Consider the following 15,945-nt stretch of genomic DNA (forward strand, 5'->3'; position numbering starts at 1 on the left):
GCGTGTCATCACGCTGGGGGGGGGAGGGGTGTATTGTTATAACGATTCAGACCGACATTCGCGATTCTGTTATAACGATTCATCTTTCTTGGCGGGCACCTGATCATCGTCGATAAGAATGCGGTTTGCTGCGCCGTCAAGGTCTTCATACTGGCCATTTTTGAGCGACCATAGAAAACCAGCAAGGCCCATCGCGCCCAAAAAAAGCGCGATGGGAATGAGAAAAAGAAGTCCGCTCATTTATGCGCTTCCTTCAAAACCACAGCGCGTGCAACAGTGGTCTGCATCGGCTGTTTCTGTTTTCCGGCCCGCAACCGCATCGCATTGCTGACAACCACGATGGACGACAGAGACATCGAGAGCGCTGCCACCAATGGTGTGACAAAGCCGAAAATCGCAATCGGCACAGCGATGATATTATAGCCGATGGAAAGCGCAAAGTTCTGCCTGATTAATCGGCCTGCTTCTTTTGACACTGCAAATGCCAGCGGAACAGCAGACAGACTTTCGCGCAGAAACACGAAATCGGCAGCATTGCGGCCAATATCGGCGGCAGTTGCCGGAGCCATGGAAACATGTGCCGCAACAAGCGCAGGGGCATCGTTGAGCCCGTCGCCAACCATCAGCACTTTATGGCCGTCATTTGCTAAACCCTGCACAAGCCGGGATTTGTCGGCTGGCAGAACTTCGCCACGATAGGTATCCACACCCAGATAACCGGCAAGCTTTTTCACAGCAGGCATTTTGTCGCCGGAGATAATCTCAAGCTGCAAGCCATTGCGTTTCAGTGCACCGATTGCGGCGAGCGCATCTTCGCGCGGCTGATCTTCAAAGCGGAAAGTCTGGACCAACTCGCCATTGATCGAAAGGCACGTTTCCGGCCCATCAGAAAGATTAGCATCTGCCTTGTCGTCAGCCCATTCACGTTTGCCAAGCCGATAGATCGTACCACTCAGTTCGGCCTCAATGCCAGCCCCCGGGATTTCTTCAATGCGTGTGAAGTCAGTCATAGGCTTTGCTCCGGAAAACAGAGCAAGTGCCCGCGACAAAGGATGGCGGGAATAAAGTGAGAGTTCAGATGCAATCTCAAGATTATTCGGATCGATTGACCCGCGATCAATCAGGCGAGGCTGGCCGAGCGTCAGCGTGCCGGTCTTGTCGAATACGGCCGTGTCGATCTCGGCCATCCGCTCCATGGCCGAGCCGTCCTTGATCATGATGCCGTTCTCAAACAGGCGGCGTGCTGCAACCACCTGAACAATTGGCACTGCAAGTGCGAGCGCACAGGGGCAGGTGATGATGAGCGTGCAGATAGCGATATAGATCGAGCGATACCAGTCGCCGCCGGTATAAATCATCCAGCCGACAAAGGCCGCAAAAGCAATTGTATGTACCATCGGCACATAAAGTTCAGACGCCCGATCAGCGAGACGGCGATAAAAAGCGCGACCGCCTTCGGCAACGTCCATCAGACGCACCATTTCGGCAAGGAAGGAATCTTTGGCTTCCGCCGTTGCGCGAATGACAAGTGGTGCGGAGAGGTTCATGGTTCCCGCACGAATATCCGAGCCGGGGCCGACTGGAACCGCATCGCTTTCGCCCGATGCAATGGCACAGTCGAGTTCCGAGCGACCATCTTCCACTTTGGCGTCGACAGGAACACGTTCACCAGCTGCAAGGATGATGCGCTGGCCTATGCGAATTTCATTGACCGGCAGATAGTTGCGCTCGTCATTGTCGCCGATCACCACAGCGCCGCGCGGGCTTAATTGTGCCAGACCACGCACGGCAGAGCGTGCACGTGTGCGCATCAGATAATCGAGTGTGCGGCCAATCAGCAGGAAGAACAACAGCGTGACCGAAGCGTCAAAATAGGCGTGCTGGCCATGGTTCATCGTTTCATAAACGCTCATGCCAAAGGCAAGCGAAATAGCTAGCGCAATGGGTACATCCATATTCACGCGTCGGGTCCGCAAGGCATTCCATGCAGAAACATAAAAAATTCGGCCCGAATAAATCAGTGTCGGTAGCGCGATCAGACCGGAAAGCCAGTGAAACATATCGCGGGTGGCAGCATCGGCCCCCGACCAGACCGCAACAGACAACAGCATGACATTGCTGGATGCAAAGGCTGCAACGCCAAGCGCGATCAAAAGCCGCGTGAAGGTCGGGTCCTTGTCCTGCACCATATCAAAAATATGCGCTTCGTAGCCAAGGCGACGGAGCGGATCGATCACATCGGGTGGCGTTTCGCCATCCTTCCAACGAATGGTGACGCGGCGTGCGGTCAGGTTCACGCGCACATAAGAAACGCCCGGCAGCTTGCCGAGCGTCTGTTCGATGGTCTTGATGCACAAACCGCAATGGATACCGGGAACCGAGAGATCAAGCTGGCGTAAACCATCGCCGAGCGCACGGCTTGCGACCAGCATTTCGTCTGGCGAAATCGATTGGATGACCGTGGCTATCTGTGCATTTTCAACGCAGCAACTCATAAGATCCTCCCGTCCTTCACCAGAACACGGATGATGTGGCGATACGGGTCGTCAAGGCCCGCATCGGCATTGACTTCCATAATCCATGCGCCTTCGCCCAGTTCGAGCGGTGCTGTCAGAACACCGTCTTCTGCAATGGAGAGTGTGACTTTGGTGTCATGGGCATCGCCGACAGGACGCTTGAATTCGACCGTGCCGCCGCTCATGCTGACAGCCTTGCCATCACGATCGGTAAGACGCCACGTAAAGACACCTTCCGCAAAAGCGGGCTGCGACTGCCAGCCAAGGGCTGCCTGTTCCTTGCCGGTTTCGGCTTTGGCGTTGAACTCCTGACTGGCGACATAGGTGTTTTTCACAACCAGCCCGCTCCAGCTGCTGACTGCCTTATAAGCCATCGTCATATTGACGGCGATGATGACACCGAAGAAAGCGATCATAATGCCGAGCATGTGCCAGCCGGTGAAGCCATTGGTGGTTTTTGATTTCACTGACATCATCTCTTCTCCCCGGTCATTTCTGGAGCCATGAAAGTTGCTTTGTAGCGGGCTGTTTCAGAGCCGTCTGCATCGCGCACTTCGATTTCATAGTCGGAGCGCTGCTCCGTTATGGCATCATGCGGCAGGGTTACAAAAACACGCAGCGTTTTCAGCCTGTCGGGTTCAACCGGCACATCATAATTGCCGTCTGCATCGATGTTTTCATCCTGCACGGTCAGCGTTGCACCCGGAAGGCCTTCGATTGAAAGCCGGAAGGTACGCGGAACAGGGATCATGTTGAGCAGCTTGACCGTATAGCCGTTGCGGATCGAACCATCGGACAACAGCACATATTGCGGTGTGCGGTCATGCAGCACATTGATGCCAATGCGCTGACGCGTCGAAAGCGAGATCACCAGCGTCAGACCGATCAGTGCCCAGATAATGAAATAGAACAGAATGCGTGGACGCAGGATCTTTTTCCACGAAAGATGCTCAACAGCACCGGACAACTTGTTTGGTGCCTCATAAACGCGCGCCGGATTAATCGGAGCGGTGCCATTGTTGGTGGCCAGCGCCATATTCCAGTCGTAATCGGCAAGCGTTGCATAGGAAATGAGACCGCGCTCTTTGCCGACCTTGTCCATCACGCTGTCACAGGCATCGATGCAGAGCGCGCAGGTGATGCATTCTAGCTGCTGGCCATCGCGAATATCGATACCCATCGGGCAGGCGGCAACACAGGCGTTACAATCCACGCAATCGCCTACGGTTTCCCCGGCGGCAATTGCCTTCTTGGAATGGCGTGAGCGTGGTTCGCCGCGCCAGTCATTATAGGTCACAGTCAGCGAATTTTCATCAAGCATCGCTGCCTGAATACGCGGCCAGGGGCACATATAGGTGCAAACCTGCTCGCGCATCAGCCCGCCAAAAACATAGGTCGTGGCTGTCAGGATCGCCACGGTGATGTAAGCGACGGGAGCTGCATGTCCGGTTACAAAGTCGACGAGCAGGGTTGGTGCATCGGCAAAATAGAAAATCCACGCGCCGCCCGTCAAAATACCGATCATCAACCAGATGGCGTGTTTGGTGACACGCTTCCAGATTTTGTCGAAGCTCCACGGCGCTTTGTCGAGCTTCATGCGTGCGTTGCGGTCGCCTTCGATGGCACGTTCGACCACCAGATAAAGGTCGACCCATACGGTTTGTGGACAGGTATAGCCGCACCATGCGCGACCAGCCGCTGACGTTATCAGGAACAGGCCAAGGCCTGCCATGATGAGCAGACCTGCGACATAATAGAATTCCTGCGGCCAGATTTCGATGAAGAAGAAATAGAACCGGCGATTGGCAAGATCGATCAGAACTGCCTGATCGGGCGCATAGGGACCGCGGTCCCAGCGCAGCCATGGCGTCAGATAGTAGATCCCCAATGTGATGAACATGATCATCCATTTGAAGCGGCGGAAATTGCCCTGCACGCGCTTCGGGAAAATTTTGACCCGCGCCGCATAAAGCGACTTTCCACTTTTAGGGAGGCGGATCTTGGGGGAGTTAACTGCCTGAACGTCTATCCGTTCGACATCGTCTGACATTTGCCTTGCTCCTGAAGCACGATGCCGGACAGACAGAAGCTGGCTTGCCGGGGGATCGCACTTTCAATGTTTGAGAGCGGGGTGGTTATTCGCCGTCCGTTCCAATGCAGTGATTTGAAATGAAGCGACCGATTGCCGTTAGATCGGGGCATCATTTTTAGCTGGCTGGCCCCGTTGCCGGGGCCAGTATTTGTTATTCGCCGCCACCCAGAGAGTGAACGAAGATGGCAAGCTGCTTGACAGTCGCGTCGCCGAGGCGTGCTTCCCATGCGGGCATCACGCCATGCTTTGGACGAGCCACCTGCTTTGCAATCGCGTCTTCACCTGAACCATAGAACCAGATGGCATCGGTGAGGTTTGGCGCGCCGAATTCACGCAGACCCTTTGCATCTGCGCCATGGCAGACCGCGCAGTTTTCAGCGAAGACCTGCTTGCCTGCCGGGACCATGTCCGGATTGTGTGGCGTGCCGGAAAGGCTGACCACATAGGCGCTCACATCGCGAATCTGCTCTGGTTCGAGCACATCGACAAAGGCAGGCATTTCCGAAATGCGGGTTTCGCTGTCATCGGGCGAGCGCACACCATGGCGAATGGTCGTCAGGATGTCGTCTACCGAACCACCCCACAACCAGTCGTCATCATTGAGGTTCGGATAGCCGGGAGCGCCCTGTGCACCTGTGCCATGGCACTGAACGCAGTTCACGCGAAACGCTGCTGCGCCGCCTGCAATCGCATATTGGCGCAGGTTTTCGTCAGCGATGATCTCATTGACGTCTTTCGCATTGATCTGGTCCATGATGCCCTGACGCTCAGATGCGATCTCGGCATTTTCCTTCCAGAAGTCACCGCGGCTCGACCATTCAGTGAGACCAGCCGTCGAGCTTGAGATCAGTGGCCATGCCGGATAGGCGATGACATAGGCTAATGCCCAAAAGATGGTTGCGTAATATGTCCACAGCCACCAGCGTGGCATGGGGTTGTCGAGTTCCTGAATGCCGTCCCATTCATGTCCGGTGGTCTCTACGCCACTGACTTCATCAATTTTTTTGTCAGTCATTTTTGTCGTCCTTGAATGGAATTTCCTTCGCATCATCGGCTTTCTTTTTGCTTCCCGGACGGAAAGCAAAAAGCACCACGAATACAAAGAACAGAGCCATCGCGAGCAGGCCCCAGCTATCGGCGAAAGTGCGCAGGGTGTTGTAATCCATGGCTAATTCTCCGCTTTATCGTGCTTTGGGGGACTGGTCGTAGGTCGAGAAGTCAACGAGCGTGCCGAGCATCTGGAGATAGGCAATCAATGCATCCATCTCCGAAATGACCTGTGGGTTGCCGTCAAAGTCGCCAACTTTCGCCTTTGGATACCGTTCAAGAAGGGCGGTCGTATCAGCGTCCGGCTCAGCCTGTGCTTTCAGATCGGCAACCGCGTTATCGACCATCTCTTGGCTATAAGGCACCCCGACGGCAGCATTAGCTTTGAGGTTCGCCGAAATATCAGTGATCTTGAGCGGGGTGTTGAGCAGGAAGCCGTAATTCGGCATGACCGATTCCGGCACCACGTCGCGCGGGCGCACCAGATGCTGCACATGCCACTCGTTTGAATAGCGACCACCGACGCGCGCAAGGTCTGGACCCGTGCGCTTCGATCCCCACTGGAACGAATGGTCATACATAGACTCTGCTGCCAGACTGTAATGGCCATAACGCTCCACTTCATCGCGGAATGGGCGGATCATCTGGCTGTGGCAGAGATAGCAGCCTTCACGCACATAGATGTCGCGGCCTGCCAGTTCCAGTGGTGAATAGGGACGCATCCCTTCCACCTTCTCGATGGTATTTTCGAGATAGAACAGCGGTGCGATTTCCACGATGCCGCCCACAGTTACGACGGCCAGCGAGGCAATCAGCAACAGCGTTGCGTTTTTCTCCAGTTTGGAGTGGTTTTTCAGAAAAGACATCAATCACACTCCTTATTTCGCTGGCTGCATGGTTGCGTCAACCACAGGCTGCGCACCGCCCATAGGGGCTTCCTTGCGCAGATTTCCGCGAATGGTCTGATAGACGTTCCAGGCCATAACCAATCCACCGCAGAGATAGAGAACGCCGCCCATTGTACGAATGACGTAGTAAGGGAACATGGCTGCAACGGTTTCGACGAACGAGTAAACGAGGAAGCCCTGGCTATCATATTCGCGCCACATCAGACCCTGCTGGATACCGGAAACCCACATAGCAGAGGCGTAGAGCACGATGCCGAGTGTGGCGAGCCAGAAGTGCCAGTTGACCATACGGATCGAATAGAGGCGTTCACGATTCCACAGCTTTGGCGTCAGGTAGTAGACCGCAGCAAAGGTGATCATGCCGTTCCAGCCAAGCGCACCCGCATGAACGTGACCAATCGTCCAGTCGGTGTAGTGCGACAGCGAGTTCACAGCCTTGATCGACAGCATCGGACCTTCAAAGGTTGCCATGCCGTAGAAGGCGATCGCTGCAACCATCAGACGGATGATCGGATCAGTACGGACCTTGTCCCATGCACCCGAAAGCGTCATCAGACCGTTGATCATTCCGCCCCATGACGGCATCCAGAGCATGATCGAGAACACCATGCCGAGCGTCTGCGCCCAATCGGGAACAGCGGTGTAATGCAGATGGTGCGGGCCGGCCCAGATGTAGAGGAAGATAATCGACCAGAAGTGCACGATCGACAAACGATAAGAATAGATCGGACGGTTCGCCTGCTTCGGCACGAAGTAGTACATCATGGCGAGGAACGGCACGGTCAGGAAGAACGCCACCGCGTTATGGCCATACCACCATTGGGTAACTGCATCCTGTACACCTGCGAAAGCCGAATAGCTCTTCACGCCAAGGAAGGAGACCGGAATCGCCAGATTGTTGACGATGTGCAACATGGCGATGGTGATAATGAACGACAGGTAGAACCAGTTTGCCACATAGATATGTGGCTCTTTGCGTCGCAGGATGGTGCCGAGGAAGACGACGAGATAGACGACCCAAACGATGGTGAGCCAGACATCGACATACCATTCCGGTTCAGCATATTCGCGCGATTGCGTGATGCCGAGCAGATAGCCGGTTGCTGCCATCACGATGAAAAGCTGATAGCCCCAGAAAACGAACCAGGCCAGATCGCCACCGATGAGGCGCGCGCGACAGGTGCGCTGCACGACATAGAACGACGAGGCGATCAGGATGTTGCCGCCAAAGGCAAAGATCACTGCCGATGTATGCAGCGGACGCAGGCGGCCAAAGTTGAAATAGGGTTGCAGATTGAGATCCGGGAAGGCGAGCTGTGCTGCGATAAGCACGCCGACGAGAAAGCCGGCCACACCCCAAAACACGGTTGCGATGACGCCATAACGGATCGGCCCATCCATATAGGTGGACTGATCGACTTTCTTTGGCGTCAGGCCGTAATCGGCATTACGCATCAAAAGAATGGTGAAGATGGCAAGTGTTGCGAACAGAATCCACATGTGGATTCTAAACAGCTCATCATGAGAAAATCCGGCCAGAAGCACAGCAAAAAGTGCTCCCAGACCAGACAGGACTGTTCCAGCGGCGTAGTTCATGTAATCCCCTCGCAGCGCAAGTCAGAAGCTGCCCAAGTGTCCAAGTGACGACAGCTATAGCGATAGCCCTTCTATCGGCATTCCACGGTTGCGTGTCATTGATCTAAATCAAATAGCACTTGATTGGGATGCGACGAATTGGGCGTTTCGAGAGGAATAGCTTTTTTAGCGTGAGAAATAGCTATTTGATTCGATTAAAATTTTTGATTTCGGATTATTGTGCTAGGATAATCAGTGAAGCGCGCAAGCCGCCTTCGGGGCGATTGTGAAGCTGCATTTTTCCACCCATACGGGCTGTTGCCATTTTCACAATAGCCAGCCCCAGACCGCTGCCATTCTCACTTCTGTTCGAGCCGCGATAAAAGCGTTCGGTCACATGTGCCATGTCTTCAGGCGCAATACCGGGACCATCATCCTCGACAGTGAGCACAAGCTTGTCGTCATCCCGCTGAAGGTTGCATCGCACAGACCCGCCTTCCGGTGAGTGGTTGACGGCGTTTTCAATCAGATTGCGCATGGCAAGCGTGAAGAGATGCGGATATTCCATTGTCACAAGCGGAAGATTATTGGGAAGCTCAATCGTCACGTTGCGATTTGCCGCAAGCATACGCATGTCGGTCGAGATAGAAACCAGCAACTGACAGGCGGGTTCGGGCGTGGGCCTCACCATCTCGTCACCTGTTTCCAGGGCCGCAAGGTCAAGCAGCTGGCTGACGAGGCGGCTCGTGCGATCAACACCTGACGCAATCTGGCGGATTGCCTTGAGACGCATGGTGTCATCTTTGGCACTCTCTGCAATCTGCGCCTGTGTCTTGAGGCCCGCCAGTGGGGTTTTGAGTTCATGCGCGGCAAAAATTGCAAAATTGCGCTCGCGTTCGCGCGCCTCTTCCACGCGATGGAAAAGATCGTTCAAAGCGGACACTGCGGGTGCGATTTCGGAAGGCAGCTTTTCTTCTGGCAGAGGATGCAAATCGCGCGCGTCGCGCTTCGACAACGTGCTGGCAAGACGGCTCAACGGATTAAGTCCGCGTCGCACGCACAGCCAGATCAGGATGGCAAGAATGGGCAGCAAGAGGAGGGCAGGCAGAACAACACCGGCCACCACATTTTGCACGAGGCGCTCTCGGACCGAGAGGCTATCGGCGACCATGACACGCAAACCAAGCTGCGTGTTTTCCACGGCAAAAACCCGCCAACGGTCGCCTGCAACAACCGTATCCGAAAATCCGTTCGCCACGTTGGTCAGGCGGGCGCCGGGCGCACTTTCCGAGCGGCCAACCAGCCTTCCATCGATAGCCCATATCTGGCAGAAAAGCTGACGGTCATAGAGCGGAAAATCGGGCAAGGGCTTGAGCGAAAGTTGTCCGCCATTTCCATCGGGCGCGACTTCAACACGCCGCTCGGTCAGCAGCGAATTAACCATGCGGGCTGCTTCCATGAGGCGCGCATCCAGTACTTTTTCAAGCCTTGCTTCCGTGCTCACATGAATCCAGATGACCGCAAACACCCAGACGAGAAAGGTGATCCCGATCAATATGCCCGTCAGACGGCTGCGGATGGAATTCATGTTTGTGCTCCCGCGAGCCTGTAGCCAACGCCGCGCACCGTTTCGATGAAGGCTGAACCGAGCTTCGAGCGCAAGTGATGAATATGCACTTCGACCGCATTGCTCTCCACCTCTTCCTGCCAGCCATAAAGTGCTTCCTCAAGCGATGACTTGGAAACGGTTGCGGTTGGCCGCTCCATCAATGTGCGCAGAATAGAGAATTCGCGTCGCGTCAGGCGAAGCGGTTCACCGTTGAATTGCACTGACATTTCCGCCGGGTCAAGTTCAACGCCCTGCCATTCAAGCGTGGCACTGGCACGACCCGCGCCGCGCCGGGCAATGGCGCGCACGCGCGCTGCAAGCTCATGAAGATCAAACGGCTTGCCGACATAATCGTCCGCACCCGCATCAAGCCCTGCAATGCGTTCCGGCACCTGATCGCGGGCGGTTAGCAACAGCACCGGCGTTTGATCCCGTGCCTGCCGCATCGACTTCAACACATCAAGACCGGAACCGTCTGGCAGCATGAGATCGAGCACAATTGCGTTGTAGTTCTGCGTTGCAAGGGCTGCTTCGGCGTCGCCGCAGCTTGCAACGGCATCCACGGTGAAGCCGGCCAATCCCAGCCCCACGGTAAGGCCGTCGAGCAGGAGTGCATCGTCTTCAACCACCAGAATACGCATAGTCGTCCCTGTTTCAGTGTTGACTGATTTTGAGCCAGCTTTCGCTTCGCCAGCTTAAGGTTGCCTTAAGGTGACGCGATCATTGGCTTTTTATAATCTACTTGTTCATTTAAATAAAATTTCAGCTTATGAAGGCCGGCATGTTTTGGGGACAGCGATATTGGGGTTTGAGAAATTGAATTTATGCACTGCGAAGCTAAGAACGTGCCTGTCATACGCGCGAATGATCCTGGTCGGCTTTTTACCACTGGCTCTTGCGGCGTGCACAAGCGTTCCCACAGACAGGCCGATTCCCGTCACCATGCCGCAACCCGTGGCCCTCGCGCCTGAGCCGGTGCGTGCTGCGCCTGTCGTTGAGCCTGAGATACAGACGGCGAAAAGCGAATATGAAGTCATGTATGGCGCGGTCACCGATCGTGGAAATCATATTGCGGCACTTGATCTGAGCAAAATAGCGCAAAGAAATCTTCGTAAGCAGGTCGATTATCAGACCACGCATCCGGTTGGCACGATTATCGTCGATCCCTATAAGCGCTATCTCTATCTGGTGCAGCCGGGCGGCAAGGCCATGCGCTATTCCGTTGGCGTCGGGCGTGCCGGAATGACATTCAGCGGTGACGCAGAGGTCGCCTATAAGGCTCAATGGCCGCGCTGGACGCCAACGCAGAACATGATCAAGCGTAACCCCGAACATTATGCAAAACATGCCCAGGGCCTGGAAGGCGGTATCCGCAATCCGCTCGGTGCACGCGCACTTTATCTCTATCGTGATGGCAAGGATACGCTTTACCGTATCCACGGTACCAACGAGCCATGGTCAATTGGCAAGGCGGCCTCGTCTGGCTGTATCCGTCTCTTCAATCAGGATATTATCGATCTTCACAAACGGGTTTCCAACGGAAGCCGTGTTGTTGTTCTCAACAAGGCTCAATCGTCTCAGGGAGAAAGCTGATGATAAATCGCCGCCAGATGCTTGCTGCAACGGCAGCAGGAGCCGCGACGATTGCCATTTCTGGTGGCGGAAGTTTTGCGCAAAGCATGCCGAGCGTGGCCGATGTGCTTTATGACAAAGATATCCCGGTGCTCGGCAATCCTCATGGCGATGTCACCATTGTCGAATATTTCGACTACCAGTGCCCTTACTGCAAGCGAGGACATGCTGAACTGATGCGCGTTGTTGAAAACGATGGCAAAGTGCGGCTGGTGCTTAAAGACTGGATTATCTTTGGCGATAATTCTGCCTATCCAGCACGGCTGGTTCTGGCAGCAGAAAAATCCGGCGCCTATGTCAAGGCAATGGAAGCCATGATGCAAACGACAGGGCGTTTGAGCAAAGATCAGACGGACGAGGCTCTTAGAAAGGCCGGTCTTGATCCGAAAAAACTTGAAGCGCAATATCAGGCAGATGCCGTAAGGATCGATGCTATCCTTGAGCGCAACATGGAGCAGGGCGAGGCGTTTAATTTCGGTGGCACGCCGTCTTTTGTGATCGGCACCAGACTCTATGGCGGCGTGATGAAAAAGCAGGGCCTGATCGATGCAATTGCACAGGCTCGTAGGGGCTGATGAATTTGAAAGTAAGCAGCGGAGTGTTGTCAGTCTTGTAAGGCTTTAGATTTCCTTCATAGTAAGAAGGATCAATGGACATGAACCTGATGACATGCACGCCAACGCTCAACGATGACACGGATGAAAGCCGCTGGCACAAAGTTTTCACACGCGACAAAGCTGCGGATGGCGAGTTTTTTTATGGCGTACGCACGACGGGCGTTTATTGTCGCCCGTCGTGCCCTTCACGGCGTGGAAAACGTGAAAACGTTCAGTTTTTTGACATGGCAGAGGCCGCGGAACGCGCAGGATTTCGTCCCTGCATACGGTGTAAACCCAATCTGCCAGCAACGCTTGATGCACAGAACAATGCCCGTCATGCTGATATGATTGCAGCCGCATGTCACTATATCGATATTGCGGAAGAAATACCGGACCTTGACGAAATAGCGCGCGCAGTTGGTGCCAGTGCTTCGCATTTTCACCGTCTTTTCAAAGCCTTCACCGGACTGACGCCCAAAGAATATGCGGATGCGCAGCGCGGGCGAAAAATCCGTTCAGCCCTTGAAACGCCGCAAGCAAGCGTGACAGCCGCCATTTATGAAGCTGGATATAATTCATCAAGCCGCTTCTATGAAGCATCGGACAAGGTTCTGGGAATGAAGCCAAAGACCTATAAATCCGGTGGGCAGAATGAGACAATCCGCTTTGCTGTCGGTCAGTCTTCGCTGGGGGCGGTTCTTGCTGCGGAAAGTGCGAAGGGTGTTTGTGCCATTCTGATGGGCGATGAGCCAGAGGCGCTGATCAGCAATCTCGAAGACCGGTTCCCCAAAACCGAGCTTATCGGAGGGGACCGGGATTTTGAGGATCATGTTGCGCAAATTATCGGGTTCGTTGAAGACCCTCGTATTGGGCTTGATTTGCCACTGGATTTGCGTGGCACTGTTTTTCAGGAACGGGTTTGGCAGGCATTGCTGCAAATCCCGTTTGGTAAAACAGTGAGCTACACCGAACTTGCGCAAATGATCGGCGCGCCAAAATCAATCCGTGCCGTGGCGCAGGCATGTGGCGCGAACAAGATTGCTGTTGCGGTTCCCTGTCATCGGGTTGTGCGCAATGATGGTGGATTGTCCGGCTATCGCTGGGGTGTGGAACGCAAGCGCGATCTGCTTGAAAGAGAGCGCCAGCCTTCAAACATTGAGGGTTGCAACCCCGCTGCGGATAGCTTTTGATCGGATAAAACTTGAAGGATTCGGACATGAGCGTCACGATTTACGGCATCAAAAACTGCGACACCATGAAGAAGGCGCGCACATGGCTTGAAGATCATGGCATTGACTATGCTTTTCACGATTACAAGAAAGACGGCCTTGATGGTGCAACGCTGGACCGTTTCCTGAAAGACATCGAATGGGAAAAGTTGCTCAATCGTGCGGGCACCACGTTCCGTAAGCTGCCAGAAGAACAGCGCCACAATGTCGATGCTGCCAAGGCGCGTGAACTCATGCTGGCACAACCCTCTATGGTCAAGCGCCCGGTGCTTGAGAGGAATGGCGCGCTGACTGTCGGGTTCAAACCGGATCAGTATGAGGCATTCTTCAAGGCTTGAGTACCGCAAAACCTGTCATAGATAGTATCTCCAGCGTGACGGATAAATTGGCAGGTTAATAAATGCGTCAGCGAATAGAGAAGATTTTTCAGCAATGGTCAGTGAGTTGGCGTGATGCGCTGATTGCCTCTGTTGGTGGCGCAGTCGCATGGCTGATCTGTCAGTGGATGCTGGGGCAGCCGCGCCCTCTCTTCGCGATGGTGACAGCCGTTATCTGTCTTGCGCCCAATCTGCCCAATCATGGCAAACAGGCGATTGGCGTGATCGCAGGTGTGACGACTGGCGTGCTGGTGGGCGAGTTTTCTCTGCTTCTGCCCCATACGATTCCGGTCCTGCATATGAGTGTTGTCACCTGCATCGCCATGGTGATTGCAACGACCTTCGGTCTTGCGCCGGCTATCGCCATTCAATCGGGCGTTTCTGCTATTCTTGTCCTGGCAATGGGGCCGCAGGTCGCGGGAATGACACGGCTTATTGATGTTCTGGTGGGCGCGGGTGTCGGGCTTTTGTTCAGTCAGATATTGTTGACACCCGATCCGGTGCGCCTGATCGACAGAGCCGTGCGGGGACTTGTCGATAATATCCTGAAAGGTCTCAAAAAGTCGGCAATTGCGTTGGAAACACAAGATGTTATCCACGCACAGAGCGCAATCAACCAGTTTACACAGGCGCAACGCGCGGTCAACGCGCTGGGGGATGGCATAGCGCTCGCCCGGTCAAACGCGCGCTGGTCTTTGCGCGGTCGGCTGGTTGCGCGCGAGATCAGTGAAATGGCAGGCCGCTATGATCGCCGCGGCATCCGCCTTTATGCAACGGCTCTGCTCTTTGGAGAGGCCGTCGGTAATGCGCTTCGTAAGAAGGAAGCGTCGCCGCCCGAATGGATTTCACAATCGCTTCAATCGGTCATCCATAATTGTAATCTGGGCGAGGGCGACGCGCCTGAACGCCTTTCACCCGTGCCGCAGGATATTGATTTCAGTTGGCGGGATGCGGCTTTCCGGCTGCAATCAATGAACGAGATATTGCTGCATTTTCTTCATTCAGGCCAGCCAGACAGCGTGCCAACGCGCCCCCCAAAAAACAGACCGGATATACAGGCCGGTTAGGCTGCTTTTGCGGGATGCCGAAAAATTGAACTCAATTCGAGTGATTGTCTCAATCAGAAAAATTCAGTTGTGCACGATTACCCAAAGCGTATTTTCAGCGCTATGAATCAAGCACTCTCCCAAACAAATTCGCATCGTATTGCTCTTCGTTACGCTTTTGGCGGCTTTTTCGCCATGATTGCGGCAATGGGGATCGGCCGCTTTATTTACACGCCGATCCTGCCCGGCATGATGGTGGATGTGGGTTTTAATGCCGCAGATGCAGGCTTTATCGCTTCCGCCAACTATGTTGGGTATCTGTTGGGAGCAATGGTTGCGGGCTATGGCTGGTCAGCGGGGATTGAACGCAAAAGCGTCATTGCCGGTTTGATCATCAGTGCGGTTCTCTGTGCCGCGATGGCATTTTTTGATGGCGTTTGGCCGTTTTCGATCATTCGTTTTGCAGCAGGCTTTATCAGCGCCGTGACGATGATTCTTGGCACGACAATCGTGCTTAGCCATATAGCGATTGCCGAACGGGCAGAGCTTGGTGCGCTGCATTTTGGCGGGGTTGGCGCAGGTATTGCGCTTTCAGCGATCATGGTTGCGGGTATCCGGTTTTCGGGACTTGATTGGCGGGCCGACTGGATTGGAGCTGCCATTTTAAGTCTGGTCATGGCTGTTCTGGTGGTTGCGCTTGTGAAGGAAGGGCCAGTTGGCGGAGCCAATGGCAAGCGCGAACCGGCACTGCCAAGCAGCTTTGCTTTTAATGCGATTTCAATAGCCTATGGCATTTTTGGCTTTGGCTATGTGATCACGGCAACGTTCATCATCACAATCGTACGGGCAAATGATGGTGGCTCGTTGATGGAAGCAGCCGTGTGGGTTGTGACGGGATTATGCGCTGCACCTTCGATCTGGCTCTGGTCGCCTGCCATTCGGAAGTTTGGTCTCTTTATCGCTTTTGCGCTGACTGCGGCGATCGAAGCTCTCGGCGTGGCGGCAAGCGTGTTGCTTCCGCCACCTTTGGGGCCATTGGTTGGCGGTGCATTGCTTGGCATAACCTTTATGGCGCTAACGGCCTTCGGGCTTCAGACCGCGCGTGTGCTTGCACCGCAGTCGCCGAAGCGTGCCCTTGCAAGGATGACGGTTTGTTTCAGCATCGGACAGATTGCAGGGCCGCTGATTGCAGGCTTCATGGCGCAACGCTTTGGCTCGTTCACTGTCCCCACTCTCGTTGCAGCCTTTGCCCTCCTGATGACGGCGATCATTGCTTACGCCGCTGGGCGTGCTGCCAAGTAATGGAAAACCTTAA

The 15,945-nt window shown here is 54.6% G+C and carries 16 protein-coding genes; 6 read left to right on the forward strand and 10 right to left on the reverse strand.

What is annotated here, in order from left to right; genetic code table 11:
• Positions 1-69 precede the first annotated feature (69 nt).
• From ccoS to OPR82_RS03335, 10 genes are all read right to left on the reverse strand, one after another.
• Positions 70-240, reverse strand: a complete 171-nt coding sequence (ccoS, locus tag OPR82_RS03290) for a cbb3-type cytochrome oxidase assembly protein CcoS (RefSeq protein WP_265983011.1) — start codon at positions 238-240, stop codon at positions 70-72.
• Positions 237-2,495 carry a cation-translocating P-type ATPase gene (locus OPR82_RS03295; RefSeq protein WP_265983012.1) on the reverse strand — a complete coding sequence of 753 codons (2,259 nt, stop codon included), beginning with the start codon at positions 2,493-2,495 and terminating at the stop codon, positions 237-239. The genes ccoS and OPR82_RS03295 overlap by 4 nt, the downstream gene beginning before the upstream one ends.
• Complete coding sequence (locus OPR82_RS03300) at positions 2,492-2,989, reverse strand: FixH family protein (protein ID WP_265983840.1); 498 nt, start codon at positions 2,987-2,989, stop codon at positions 2,492-2,494. The genes OPR82_RS03295 and OPR82_RS03300 overlap by 4 nt, the downstream gene beginning before the upstream one ends.
• Complete coding sequence (gene ccoG / locus OPR82_RS03305; protein ID WP_265983013.1) at positions 2,989-4,566, reverse strand: cytochrome c oxidase accessory protein CcoG; 1,578 nt, start codon at positions 4,564-4,566, stop codon at positions 2,989-2,991. Before ccoG ends, OPR82_RS03300 begins: the two co-directional genes overlap by 1 nt.
• Positions 4,567-4,759: 193 nt before the next feature.
• On the reverse strand, positions 4,760-5,623 hold the full coding sequence (gene ccoP, locus OPR82_RS03310) for a cytochrome-c oxidase, cbb3-type subunit III (RefSeq protein ID WP_265983014.1): 864 nt from the start codon (positions 5,621-5,623) through the stop codon (positions 4,760-4,762).
• A complete protein-coding gene (locus OPR82_RS03315; protein ID WP_265983015.1) occupies positions 5,616-5,774 on the reverse strand; it encodes a cbb3-type cytochrome c oxidase subunit 3 in 159 nt (52 codons plus the stop codon). Before OPR82_RS03315 ends, ccoP begins: the two co-directional genes overlap by 8 nt.
• A 15-nt stretch (positions 5,775-5,789) precedes the next feature.
• Positions 5,790-6,521 (reverse strand): cytochrome-c oxidase, cbb3-type subunit II, encoded by a 732-nt coding sequence (gene ccoO, locus OPR82_RS03320; protein ID WP_265983016.1) that lies wholly within the window; start codon positions 6,519-6,521, stop codon positions 5,790-5,792.
• Positions 6,522-6,533: 12 nt separating this feature from the next.
• Positions 6,534-8,159 (reverse strand): cytochrome-c oxidase, cbb3-type subunit I, encoded by a 1,626-nt coding sequence (gene ccoN, locus OPR82_RS03325; RefSeq protein WP_265983017.1) that lies wholly within the window; start codon positions 8,157-8,159, stop codon positions 6,534-6,536.
• A 214-nt stretch (positions 8,160-8,373) separates the two neighbouring features.
• Entirely contained in the window at positions 8,374-9,726 is a 1,353-nt protein-coding gene (locus OPR82_RS03330; RefSeq protein ID WP_265983018.1) for an ATP-binding protein, read from the reverse strand.
• A complete protein-coding gene (locus OPR82_RS03335; RefSeq protein WP_265983019.1) occupies positions 9,723-10,388 on the reverse strand; it encodes a response regulator in 666 nt (221 codons plus the stop codon). Before OPR82_RS03335 ends, OPR82_RS03330 begins: the two co-directional genes overlap by 4 nt.
• A 223-nt stretch (positions 10,389-10,611) precedes the next feature.
• On the opposite strand from OPR82_RS03335, the gene OPR82_RS03340 reads away from it, so the two are divergent.
• The 6 genes from OPR82_RS03340 (at position 10,612) to OPR82_RS03365 (ending at position 15,932) form a co-directional block, all read left to right on the forward strand.
• Positions 10,612-11,340, forward strand: coding sequence for a L,D-transpeptidase (locus tag OPR82_RS03340; RefSeq protein ID WP_265983020.1), 729 nt, complete (start codon positions 10,612-10,614; stop codon positions 11,338-11,340).
• Positions 11,340-11,954 (forward strand): DsbA family protein, encoded by a 615-nt coding sequence (locus OPR82_RS03345; RefSeq protein WP_265983021.1) that lies wholly within the window; start codon positions 11,340-11,342, stop codon positions 11,952-11,954. The genes OPR82_RS03340 and OPR82_RS03345 overlap by 1 nt, the downstream gene beginning before the upstream one ends.
• 80 nt (positions 11,955-12,034) lie before the next feature.
• Positions 12,035-13,168: a bifunctional DNA-binding transcriptional regulator/O6-methylguanine-DNA methyltransferase Ada gene (gene ada, locus OPR82_RS03350; RefSeq protein ID WP_265983022.1), complete on the forward strand. Its 1,134-nt coding sequence runs from the start codon at positions 12,035-12,037 to the stop codon at positions 13,166-13,168.
• A 26-nt stretch (positions 13,169-13,194) separates the two neighbouring features.
• A complete protein-coding gene (locus OPR82_RS03355) occupies positions 13,195-13,545 on the forward strand; it encodes an ArsC family reductase (RefSeq protein ID WP_265983023.1) in 351 nt (116 codons plus the stop codon).
• 62 nt (positions 13,546-13,607) lie between these two features.
• The gene (locus tag OPR82_RS03360) at positions 13,608-14,651 is read left to right on the forward strand and encodes an FUSC family protein (RefSeq protein ID WP_265983024.1); all 1,044 of its coding nucleotides are present in this window, start codon (positions 13,608-13,610) and stop codon (positions 14,649-14,651) included.
• 102 nt (positions 14,652-14,753) lie between these two features.
• Positions 14,754-15,932, forward strand: a complete 1,179-nt coding sequence (locus OPR82_RS03365; RefSeq protein WP_265983025.1) for a YbfB/YjiJ family MFS transporter — start codon at positions 14,754-14,756, stop codon at positions 15,930-15,932.
• Positions 15,933-15,945 lie beyond the last annotated feature (13 nt).

The organism is Ochrobactrum chromiisoli, from assembly GCF_026241335.1.
Taxonomy (GTDB): domain Bacteria; phylum Pseudomonadota; class Alphaproteobacteria; order Rhizobiales; family Rhizobiaceae; genus Brucella; species Brucella chromiisoli.

Coding starts and splice junctions, on each gene's coding strand:
- ccoS (WP_265983011.1), bottom strand. CDS start 240: ATGAGCGGACTTCTTTTTCTCATTCCCATCGCGCTTTTTTTGGGCGCG.
- OPR82_RS03295 (WP_265983012.1), bottom strand. CDS start 2,495: ATGAGTTGCTGCGTTGAAAATGCACAGATAGCCACGGTCATCCAATCG.
- OPR82_RS03300 (WP_265983840.1), bottom strand. CDS start 2,989: ATGTCAGTGAAATCAAAAACCACCAATGGCTTCACCGGCTGGCACATG.
- ccoG (WP_265983013.1), bottom strand. CDS start 4,566: ATGTCAGACGATGTCGAACGGATAGACGTTCAGGCAGTTAACTCCCCC.
- ccoP (WP_265983014.1), bottom strand. CDS start 5,623: ATGACTGACAAAAAAATTGATGAAGTCAGTGGCGTAGAGACCACCGGA.
- OPR82_RS03315 (WP_265983015.1), bottom strand. CDS start 5,774: ATGGATTACAACACCCTGCGCACTTTCGCCGATAGCTGGGGCCTGCTC.
- ccoO (WP_265983016.1), bottom strand. CDS start 6,521: ATGTCTTTTCTGAAAAACCACTCCAAACTGGAGAAAAACGCAACGCTG.
- ccoN (WP_265983017.1), bottom strand. CDS start 8,159: ATGAACTACGCCGCTGGAACAGTCCTGTCTGGTCTGGGAGCACTTTTT.
- OPR82_RS03330 (WP_265983018.1), bottom strand. CDS start 9,726: ATGAATTCCATCCGCAGCCGTCTGACGGGCATATTGATCGGGATCACC.
- OPR82_RS03335 (WP_265983019.1), bottom strand. CDS start 10,388: ATGCGTATTCTGGTGGTTGAAGACGATGCACTCCTGCTCGACGGCCTT.
- OPR82_RS03340 (WP_265983020.1), top strand. CDS start 10,612: ATGATCCTGGTCGGCTTTTTACCACTGGCTCTTGCGGCGTGCACAAGC.
- OPR82_RS03345 (WP_265983021.1), top strand. CDS start 11,340: ATGATAAATCGCCGCCAGATGCTTGCTGCAACGGCAGCAGGAGCCGCG.
- ada (WP_265983022.1), top strand. CDS start 12,035: ATGAACCTGATGACATGCACGCCAACGCTCAACGATGACACGGATGAA.
- OPR82_RS03355 (WP_265983023.1), top strand. CDS start 13,195: ATGAGCGTCACGATTTACGGCATCAAAAACTGCGACACCATGAAGAAG.
- OPR82_RS03360 (WP_265983024.1), top strand. CDS start 13,608: ATGCGTCAGCGAATAGAGAAGATTTTTCAGCAATGGTCAGTGAGTTGG.
- OPR82_RS03365 (WP_265983025.1), top strand. CDS start 14,754: ATGAATCAAGCACTCTCCCAAACAAATTCGCATCGTATTGCTCTTCGT.